Origin of the sequence: Halomonas sp. ND22Bw, assembly GCF_003011945.1 — a bacterium.
Taxonomy (GTDB): Bacteria; Pseudomonadota; Gammaproteobacteria; order Pseudomonadales; family Halomonadaceae; genus Halomonas; species Halomonas halophila.
Genome location: NZ_PXWD01001255.1, coordinates 1 through 257 on the forward strand (window position 1 = coordinate 1; position 257 = coordinate 257).

Sequence of the window (257 nt, forward strand, 5' to 3'; positions counted from 1 at the left end):
TGCTGATCCAGATCGCCATTGCCCACCAGTCGCTGCGCTCGGCCCGCCTGCGGGCGCGCGAGACCGCCGCCGGGGCCGACAGGCGCGAGGAACTCGAGCATCGCCACGAGGAGCAACAACAGCAGCAGGAGGGCGTGTGATGGAACTGACCCTGTCGCTCGGGATCGGTGTGCTGGTCGCCTCGGGCGTGTGGCTGACGCTGCGTCCCCGCACCTTCCAGGTGATCGTCGGGCTGTGCCTGCTGTCCTACGGCGTCA

Annotated in this window: 1 pseudogene; it reads left to right on the forward strand. The window is 69.3% G+C overall.

From position 1 onward, the window contains the following. Positions 1 to 139: 139 nt before the first annotated feature. Positions 140 to 257: pseudogene (locus CVH10_RS27370) on the forward strand (Na+/H+ antiporter subunit C); the annotation flags it as partial.